The organism is uncultured Sulfuricurvum sp. (genome assembly GCF_937936435.1).
Classification (GTDB): domain Bacteria; phylum Campylobacterota; class Campylobacteria; order Campylobacterales; family Sulfurimonadaceae; genus Sulfuricurvum.
The window spans coordinates 1-8,882 of sequence record NZ_CALDDG010000029.1; the positions used below are offsets into that span (position 1 = coordinate 1).

Genomic DNA, 8,882 nt, shown 5'->3' on the forward strand with positions numbered 1-8,882 from the left:
AACATCGGTCCGGATTTGACCAACTATAAAGAGTTGTTTATGAAGAGCGGTGTGCGAAACGCCCAATTCGTTTATCAAAAAATCGCGGATGCACGTATCGACAACCCGACGACGCACATGACGATCAATCTGACGAACGGTCTTATGAATGAACGCGAAGTATGCGATTTGGCCTCTTACATCGTATCGAAAAAATAATTATCAAGGAGAATATCATGGAAAGAAGATCATTTATTAAAGGATTTGGGGTAGCGGCGGCATGTGCGGCACTATTACCGCACGTTGCATCGGCGGACGAAGCGAAAAAAGTAGTCGGACCGAACGAGATGAATTATGATACGGCGGTTGCGGCGATTACCGGAGGAAAACCGGTGACTCCGTCATCAAAAGTATCGATTTCGGCTCCCGAGATTGCGGAAAACGGTGCGGTTGTCCCTGTCAAAGTAACCGTAGAAAGCCCGATGAGCGATAAAGATTACGTCAAAGCGATTCATGTATTGGCGTCTAAAAACTCTAACGTGCGTTGTGCGAATATCTATTTGACTCCTGCGAACGGCGAAGCCTATTTCGGAACCCGTATCAAACTCGGCGGAACTCAGGATGTCGTTGCGATTGCGGAAATGAGTGACGGAACGTTTTTGAGTGCAAAGCAAAATGTCAAAGTAACCATCGGCGGATGCGGTTGATAACCGATTTTACCTTAACAGCGAAATAACAAAAAGATATTTAAAGGATACACCATGGCAGAGATGAAAACACTGATTAAAATCAAACCGAAAACCTATGCGGTAGGCGAAACGGTTAAAGTCGACTTTATGGCAATGCACCCGATGGAAACCGGTATGCGTAAAAACAAAGATACCGGAGAGATCATCCCGGCTCAGTACATTGACGAAGTTAAATTTATGTTTAACGACCAAGTGATTACAAAGATGGTGATCTGGGAATCGTTGTCGGTTAATCCGCTCTTCTCGATCAGCTTTAAAGTACCGGGAGCGGGAACGTTGAAAGTTATTGCCAAAGACAACAAAGGGCAAAGTGTCGAAAGTACACAACAAATCACTCCAAAGGGATAAATCATGGGTAAATTATCTGTAAGTGCCGCACTGGTTTGTCTCGCTCTTTTCAGCGGTGCAAATGCGGAAGAAAAACTCAGTATGAGCGATGCCGATAAAGCGATGTATGCGGAGATGCTCGAAAATAATCCCGCCGATATGGATGTTGCCGAAGGGGAACAACTTTTCGGCAATATGACCTCTTTGGAAGCGTACAGCAAAATGTTAGGGGTTAAAGAGAAAGACTTAGCGGGTTATATCGCAGGATTCCCACGTTATGTCGATGGGGCGAAAAAAGTGATTACCCTTTCGCAATCGATTCAAATGGCGGCTGCGGATGCCGGCAAAACGGTTCCGAAACTGGAAAGCAAAGAGATGCTGAAAATGACTGCATACGTCAAATCATTGGCGAACGGTCTAAAAACGAACATCGACGTCAAAGCGAACAAACAGATGAAAGAGATGATGGCTCTCGGTCAAGAAGTGTTTGAAACTCGCCGCGGCGGGCGCGGTCTTTCGTGTAACAGCTGTCACAGCCCCGATATTATCGGTCAGCGTCTGCGAATGCAGCCGTTGCCGGATTTGGGTGTGAACAAAGCGGCGGGAACCTGGCCTGCGTATCGTATGACCAAAAGCGAAACGACGGCATTGGATAAACGTTTCCAACAATGTATGGACAATGCGTTATTGGCAAAAATTCCACTCGGTTCAAAAGAGATGGTTGCGCTAGAAGTTTACGTGACCAATAAAACCAAAGGGAACGAGATCCAGATCCCGGGCTTGAAACGCTAAGGGGGAGAGAATGGATTTATCACGAAGAGATTTTTTTCATATCGCGGCTGCTTTGGGACTGGGAGTTCCGGCGGTTGCTTCGGCTGCTTCGTCGGTCAAACGGATCGATGAGGTCGGTCTTAAAGAGATTTACGGATTTAATGCCCGCGGGAATGTGACGTTGTTGCATATCTGCGACATGCATGCGCACCTTAAGCCTTTGTATTGGCGTGAACCATCGACATTGATTTCGGCACCGAATTTGACCGGAACACCGGGATTTTTGTGCGGTGAGTCATTTTTGAAACATTACGGTATGAAAGGCAAAAGTCTGGATGCTTATTTCGATACCTACATGAATTTTGACGCAATGGCGCATAAATTTGGGAAAATGGGGGGGATTTCTCATATGAAAACCCTCATTAACCATATCAAAAAAGAGCGCGGTGCCGATAATGTTATGCTCCTCGATTCGGGAGATACATGGCAGGGTACCGGAGTCGCTTTAAAAACCAAGGGTGAGGCGATCGTCAAAGCGCAAAACTATCTCGGTGTCGACGTTATGGTCGGTCACTGGGAATTTACGTACGGTAAAACGCGGGTCAAAGAGCTGATCGAAATGCTCAACGCGAAATTCATTTCCCAAAATATTATCGGGGACGATTCGTTTGCCGACGATTTCGAAGAGCTTATTTTCGAACCGTACACGATTATGGAGCGCGGCGGGGCTAAGATCGGTATCATCGGTCAGTCGTTCCCGTTCACCTCTACGGCAAACCCGAAAGAGTTTACTCAAGGATGGAGCTTCGGTCTTCGTTTGGATACCCTTCAAACGTATGTAGACAAACTCCGCAAAGAGGAAAAAGTGGACTGTGTCGTCGTATTGTCGCATGACGGGTTCAGCGTCGACCAGGAGGTTGCGCGCCAAGTCAAAGGGATTGATTTTATCCTGAGCGGACATACGCATGACCCTTCTCCGCAGCCGACGGTTATTAACGGTACTGTCATCATTATCGCCGGAAGCCACGGTAAATACGTCGGACGTTTGGATATCGATATCCAAAACCATAAAGTCAAAGGGTATGAGTACAAACTCATTCCGGTAGCGTCGAACCTTATTCCGGCCGATCCGGAAGGGGAAAAATTGGTAGCGGAATTGTACTCGCCGTATGATTCGGAACTTTCCGAAGTGTTGGGGATCACGAAAAATACATTATTTAAACGTGACACCTTCCATTCGACGTTCGACCAACTGATCAACGATTCGATCATCGATGCGATGGACTCGGATATTTCGTTTACTCCGGGATACCGCTGGGGAACCACGGTACTCGAAGGAGATGCGATTACGATGGATCACGTCTATGATATGACGGCGATCACGTATCCGAACGTCTATACCTTCGAATTGACCGGAAAACATATCCGTACCCTGCTTGAGGATATCGCCGATAACGTGTTCAACGCTAATCCGCTGTATCAGCAAGGAGGAGATATGAGTCGTCTCGGCGGGGTGACCTACGAGATCAAGGTTGGAGCCGCTTCCGGTAAGCGTATTCACAACATTACGGTCGGCGGAAAACCGTTGAACGATGCAAAAGTGTATAAAGTCTCTTCATGGGGCGGCAATTTGCAAAACGCGGGGAGCAATCTCAGAGAATCGCTCACCCGTCCGGTATACGATGTCACCGCAGCGTATATTCGCCGTCAGAAAAATGTCAACATCAGCGGTAACAGCAATGTGCGCTTGATGGACTATGACTGCGGCTGTCCGAAAAAAGGTGCGAGAGGGTGCTAAAACACCCCGATCGTCAACTTCAAAACTTAAAGGAGTGAGAGTTATGAACGTAATGAAAATCAGTATGGCGGCAGCAGCTGCATGTCTACTAGCAACGTCGGCGCATGCGCTTAAAACGGAAGATCGTACCTTAAAAGGGAATATGCAGGTTGAATATACCAAAGTTCCGGGTGATGTAAATACTGTAGCCGAAATGTTTACAAAAGGTGAAGTTTACGGGCGTATCCGTTCGAACATGTTTTTGTGGGACTGGGATAATGAAAAATTGAACAGCACAAAAGATCATGATGCATGGGGACTCGGCGGAAGCTTGATCTATAAAACAGGATTTTTCAACGGATTCGGCGCGACTTTAGGTTTTTACGGAACGGTGCCGCTTACGGCTGAGAATACTATCGGTACGACCAATATCGGTAAAGCGGGTAAAGATACGTATCGTACGGCGGCTGACGGTTCAGAAGAGGCTATCGGCGTATTGGCTGAGGGATATTTGGAATACAAAGCAGGAAAAACCGATCTTAAAGTCGGTCGCCAAATTATCGAAAGCACCCTTTTGGCATCCAATGACACTAAAATGGTTCCTAATACGTTTGAAGCAGCCGTTGTTGAAAACAAAGATGTTCCCGATACCAAATTGCGTTTAGGGTATATCACACAACAAAAGTTACGTGATCACCAAACATTTCACAGTATTTTAGCTTACCAAAAACGTGTTGAGAATGACGATTCTGCAGGACATGCAGGACTCACTCCGGCCAAAATCGCGGCTGCGGGAGAAGATAAAGATCCTGAAATGATTTTTGTAACGGCAGAAAACAAATCGATCAAAAATTTGAAACTTAACGCTGATTACTATAACATCGACGGCTTTTTCTCTACATTGGTTCTCGAAGCGAACTATAAAATCGCTCTTGGCAGTGACTGGTCATTGACACCGGGTGTACGTTATCTTCGTCAAATGGACGACGGTGCGGGTGCAATCGGAGGTGCGGCATTAGCAGGTAATGTTACAGCTGCATCGGCAAAAGGTTATACTGATCCTACCAGCGTTGACGCAAGCATGTGGGCAGCACGTTTGGTCTTGGCAAACGGACCGTTTTCACTCATGGGCGGTTTCTCTAAAGTTGCCGATGATGCCGATATCATTGCTCCGTGGCGTGGATTCCCGACGGGAGGATATACCCGTTCTATGGCACAGTATAACTGGATGGCAAATACTAAAACATGGATGGTTCAAGCCAAATACGATTTCAACAAAGCAGGCTTGGTTCCGGGTCTGAATGTTGCGGCCGATTATGCGGATATGAATTATGATGATGCGAAAATGCTTGCAGGTTCGCTCAAATATTCAGATCGCACGATTTTCCATGTCGATGCGATTCAAACGTTTAAAGCTTTGCCAAACACAGAGTTTAAACTCCGTTTTGCAACGGTCAATGCTGACCCATTGTTAAAAACACCGATTACCGATACAACCGATTACGATTCGTACAACGAGTACCGTTTCGAAATCAACTATATGTTCTAACAATACATGATCCGCCTTTGGGCGGGTCTTGTTTTATAATGAAGATTGTGGACTTTTGTATAATTGAAAGTCTACAACCGTCATTATACGGAAGTCTTCAAGGAGTAGCTATGAAAAAAGTGTTTTGGATTTGGTTGCTATTGAGTGTTTCCCTGTATGCCGATGTCCGTTTTGCCCAGCCTTTGCCGACTATCGATAAGCCCCGAGAGGTTGTTCTCGGAGTGAGTTCCGGCGACGATGAGACGATTCAACACGTCTTAAGTACGGCAAACAATGTTTTGAAATTCTACGGACCGGAAAAAGTACACATGCGGATCGTCGCTTATTATCACGGTATTCGGACCGTATTAAAAAATGAGAAAGCATTTGCTCCGCGTGTGGATGCTTTGCAACAATACGGGGTTGAGTTTGTCGCATGCGGCAATACGATGCGTACTAAAAATATATCGGAATCGGAACTGATGCCCGATGTTGAAGTCGTCAGTGCCGGTATAGCCGAAATTATCGAGCGCTCTGCAGAGGGTGCCGTATATATCCATCCATAAGGAGAAAAAGTGAAAGCAATAATTGTATTGATAATGGCGGGGTTTTTATCCCTTTTCGGCGGTGATTTACACCTTTACAGCGCTCCGAACGCTGATGGAAAATTGAGCCCGACCGTTATAGAAAAAGCGTTTGAAGCGAACGGATTCGTGATATCGGCCGATACCGAAATGAACGGTCCGTTTACGAAACAATTCGGGAAAAGCGATTTTTCCATTTTTAACCTTATGACGGTGATTCCGAAAAAAGAGGCGGCTTCTTTGGTGAAATCGCATCCGGACGGAGGAATTTTCGTCCCGATGGGAGTCGGTATCTACCAGAAAAAAGGTGAAAACGATCTGCATGTTTCGGTATTGACCGTGGCGGCAATGAAAAAAATCGCAGGGTTTGACGCTCCCGAGTTTGCCGCTATCGAAAAAAATGTGATGGCTATCTTAGAAAAAACGCTTCCCGGGGCTAAACACACGTTGAGTGCGGACGCTCTTCCTGCTGAGGGGGTATTGTTGAGCCGATTCGTCCGTGCAAGCGGTGCCGACAGCTGGCAAAGCGATAAAGACGATGCGGAAATGATGATCGAAGAAGGGCTCAAACCTGCCGGATTCGTATTGTCCAATTTTACCGATTATCAGTTCATGTTGACGGAAAACGGAGATGAAAGCCCTTTTAACTTTTATGACACTTATTCGATTTGTAAACTCAAAGTGATCTATACGGTTGCTCAAACACGTCCTGAAGCCGCGGCTTTTGCACCGTGTACATTGATGGTATACAAGAAAAAAGATGCTGATGAGATCGTAATGGGATTCCCGGGAGTTTACAACTGGATGAGCAGTGCCCGCGTAGAAGATCCGGATGCCAAAGCGGTATTGTCTCAAGCGCAGAAAGATTTTGAAGCCGTTTTGAAAAGTGTTATCGAATAGTATTGTATAAGCGAGGATACATGCTATAATCCCGGCAATTTATTGCCTGTGAAGCGTTTAACGAGTATCCGATGCCTTTATCCCTGATTGATTCTTCCGATCATATCGTTTTGATTGCCCATGCAAATCCCGATGCCGATTCCCTCGGCTCGGCATGTGCATTTTTCTCTCATTTGCTCCGTCTGCGAAAAAAAGTCACCTTGTTTTGCACTTCTACCGAGATTAATCCGAATCTGGGGTTTCTGCCGTGGTTCGATAAGCTCACCCATCGTTTTCCCAAAGATGCGGATTGTATCGTGAGTTTTGACTGCGGCAGCTATAAAAGACTCGGGATCGATACGGCATTGCCCCTCATCAATATCGATCATCACGAAAGTAACGAACGCTACGGTACGTTCAATCTTGTCGATACCGATGCAATCAGTACGACGGAGGTCGTTTATGATTTCTTTGTTGCCAACGGATTAACAATCAATGCTAAAATGGCGCTTTCGCTTTATGCCGGAGTGCTTGAAGACTCAAAATGTTTTCGTGTACCGCAATGCAATGCTAAAACCTTTGCTTTAGCCCACTCGTTAATTACACTCGGAGCCGATCACGCTTTATGTGTCGAGTGGCTTTATCGACGCCGTTCGTTGGCATCTGTGCGGTTACGCGGAGCGCTGCTTAAACAGATGAAACTTCTTTTGGATGGAAGAGTAGCGGTGTTTGAAGTATCGCTTGCACTCTTGGAAGAGACCGGAAGCGGTGTCATTGAATGTAAAAGTGTTTTGGAAGACGCCTTGCAAATGCGAAGCGTTCAGGCGGCGATGGTTCATATCGAACGTCCCGGCGGCGGAATGAAAATTTCACTCTATACCGATGATACGCTCAATGCGTCAAAAGTCATGGCGACTATCGGAGGAGGAGGGCATCGGCATCGTGCCGGTGCTTATATCAAAGAGGCTCGGACGAGAGATTTCGTCGGCGATTTAATTACAACGATACAAAAGGAGTTTGAGTGAGAAGAGGCCGAAACGGTTCGGGGATTATCGGATGGGTTTTAATAGCAGTAGTGCTGGGTGCGCTGGGATTTATGGCGTTTTCGCCGAGTTTTGAGCGTGAAGATCCAAAAGTGACGCTTAGTCTGGATGGATATTGGAATTTTAAAGATCCGATCCATGTGAACGTTGAAGACGCAAGCGGACTGAAATCGTTTAAAGCGACGCTGATGACACCGCATGACGAATGGGTTGTCGTTGATGATACTACTCCTTCAAAAGAAATCAAAAGAAGCTTTGATGTCCTCCCTCCTAAAGGGGTCCGCCGTGTCGACTCCCCGTCAGTCACGTTGAAAATCGAAGCGACGGACAACAGTCTCTGGGGATTGTTCATGGGCAATACGCTTAAAGAAGAGTTTACCTATGTAATCGATCAACGCCGTCCGAATCTGGCAATTGTCGCAAACTCGTATAAAATTCAAAAAGGGGGATCGGCGATCGTCGTTTTCAAAGCGGATGACCCTCATATGGAGAGTTTAAAAATTGAAACCAATTTCGGCAAAACGTTTATCGCCCAACCCTTCATCAAAGAAGGATACTATGCATCGCTCTTAGCTTGGCCGGTTCAAGAACAAAGTTTTACGGCGACGGTTGTTGCACGCGACCGCGCGGGTAATGAAGCCAGAAGCACGGTGCCGTTACGTTTGAAAGACCATGTATACCGCGTATCGAATATCGAACTCAGCGATGCGTTTTTGGACGGTAAAATTGCCCAATTGGCGAACGAGTACGAACAAACCGCAGGTGTAGATGACCGATTGGAACAGTTTAAAATTATCAATGAAAAAGTACGCTCGGATAATGAAAAGATCATTCACGATATAACGTCCAAAGTTTCGAAAAACATCGTTACCGATTTTAATCCGGCACCGTTTTATCCGCTTGTCAACGGTCAAAAAGTAGCAGATTTCGGGGATCACCGTATCTACAGTTATAAAGGGCAGCAAAATCTTTCCAATGCGTATCATATGGGATTGGATTTAGCAAGTGTCCATATGGGACCGATTGTTGCCTCAAACGGCGGAAAAATCGTTTTTTCGCAGCCTAACGGTATTTACGGGAACTTGCCGATTATTGACCACGGATTCGGATTATACACACTCTACGGACATTGTTCGGAAGTGGATGTTCAAGAAGGAGACAGTGTCGCCGCAGGTCAGCAAATCGCTAAAACGGGCCTAAGCGGTTATGCGATGGGAGATCATCTTCATTTCGGTATTCTGGTTC

General features: G+C 46.1%; 9 protein-coding genes and 1 pseudogene. All 10 read left to right on the plus strand.

The features are described 5' to 3' along the window. Positions 1 to 198, plus strand: a pseudogene (locus Q0389_RS03495) (sulfur oxidation c-type cytochrome SoxX); the annotation flags it as partial. Between the two features lie 17 nt (positions 199 to 215). After that, entirely contained in the window at positions 216 to 686 is a 471-nt protein-coding gene (gene soxY / locus Q0389_RS03500; protein ID WP_298691672.1) for a thiosulfate oxidation carrier protein SoxY, read from the plus strand. A gap of 54 nt (positions 687 to 740) precedes the next feature. Next, positions 741 to 1,076, plus strand: a complete 336-nt coding sequence (soxZ, locus tag Q0389_RS03505; RefSeq protein WP_298691674.1) for a thiosulfate oxidation carrier complex protein SoxZ — start codon at positions 741 to 743, stop codon at positions 1,074 to 1,076. 3 nt (positions 1,077 to 1,079) lie between these two features. Then, positions 1,080 to 1,847 (plus strand): sulfur oxidation c-type cytochrome SoxA, encoded by a 768-nt coding sequence (soxA, locus tag Q0389_RS03510; RefSeq protein ID WP_298691676.1) that lies wholly within the window; start codon positions 1,080 to 1,082, stop codon positions 1,845 to 1,847. A 10-nt stretch (positions 1,848 to 1,857) separates the two neighbouring features. Beyond that, complete coding sequence (gene soxB, locus Q0389_RS03515) at positions 1,858 to 3,624, plus strand: thiosulfohydrolase SoxB (protein WP_298691678.1); 1,767 nt, start codon at positions 1,858 to 1,860, stop codon at positions 3,622 to 3,624. 43 nt (positions 3,625 to 3,667) lie between these two features. Continuing rightward, positions 3,668 to 5,152, plus strand: coding sequence for an OprD family outer membrane porin (locus tag Q0389_RS03520; protein WP_298691680.1), 1,485 nt, complete (start codon positions 3,668 to 3,670; stop codon positions 5,150 to 5,152). 110 nt (positions 5,153 to 5,262) lie between these two features. Then, entirely contained in the window at positions 5,263 to 5,697 is a 435-nt protein-coding gene (locus tag Q0389_RS03525) for a DsrE family protein (RefSeq protein WP_298691682.1), read from the plus strand. Positions 5,698 to 5,706: 9 nt separating this feature from the next. Continuing rightward, positions 5,707 to 6,615 carry a DUF302 domain-containing protein gene (locus Q0389_RS03530; protein ID WP_298691684.1) on the plus strand — a complete coding sequence of 303 codons (909 nt, stop codon included), beginning with the start codon at positions 5,707 to 5,709 and terminating at the stop codon, positions 6,613 to 6,615. Positions 6,616 to 6,686: 71 nt separating this feature from the next. Beyond that, positions 6,687 to 7,619, plus strand: a complete 933-nt coding sequence (locus Q0389_RS03535; protein ID WP_298691686.1) for a DHH family phosphoesterase — start codon at positions 6,687 to 6,689, stop codon at positions 7,617 to 7,619. Beyond that, positions 7,616 to 8,882: M23 family metallopeptidase (locus tag Q0389_RS03540; protein ID WP_298691688.1), on the plus strand; the 1,267-nt coding region annotated here is incomplete at its 3' end. The genes Q0389_RS03535 and Q0389_RS03540, both read left to right, overlap by 4 nt.

What these genes read in the sequence shown, in the direction of transcription:
- soxY (WP_298691672.1), top strand. Translation starts at nt 216, where the DNA reads ATGGAAAGAAGATCATTTATTAAAGGATTTGGGGTAGCGGCGGCATGT.
- soxZ (WP_298691674.1), top strand. Translation starts at nt 741, where the DNA reads ATGGCAGAGATGAAAACACTGATTAAAATCAAACCGAAAACCTATGCG.
- soxA (WP_298691676.1), top strand. Translation starts at nt 1,080, where the DNA reads ATGGGTAAATTATCTGTAAGTGCCGCACTGGTTTGTCTCGCTCTTTTC.
- soxB (WP_298691678.1), top strand. Translation starts at nt 1,858, where the DNA reads ATGGATTTATCACGAAGAGATTTTTTTCATATCGCGGCTGCTTTGGGA.
- Q0389_RS03520 (WP_298691680.1), top strand. Translation starts at nt 3,668, where the DNA reads ATGAACGTAATGAAAATCAGTATGGCGGCAGCAGCTGCATGTCTACTA.
- Q0389_RS03525 (WP_298691682.1), top strand. Translation starts at nt 5,263, where the DNA reads ATGAAAAAAGTGTTTTGGATTTGGTTGCTATTGAGTGTTTCCCTGTAT.
- Q0389_RS03535 (WP_298691686.1), top strand. Translation starts at nt 6,687, where the DNA reads ATGCCTTTATCCCTGATTGATTCTTCCGATCATATCGTTTTGATTGCC.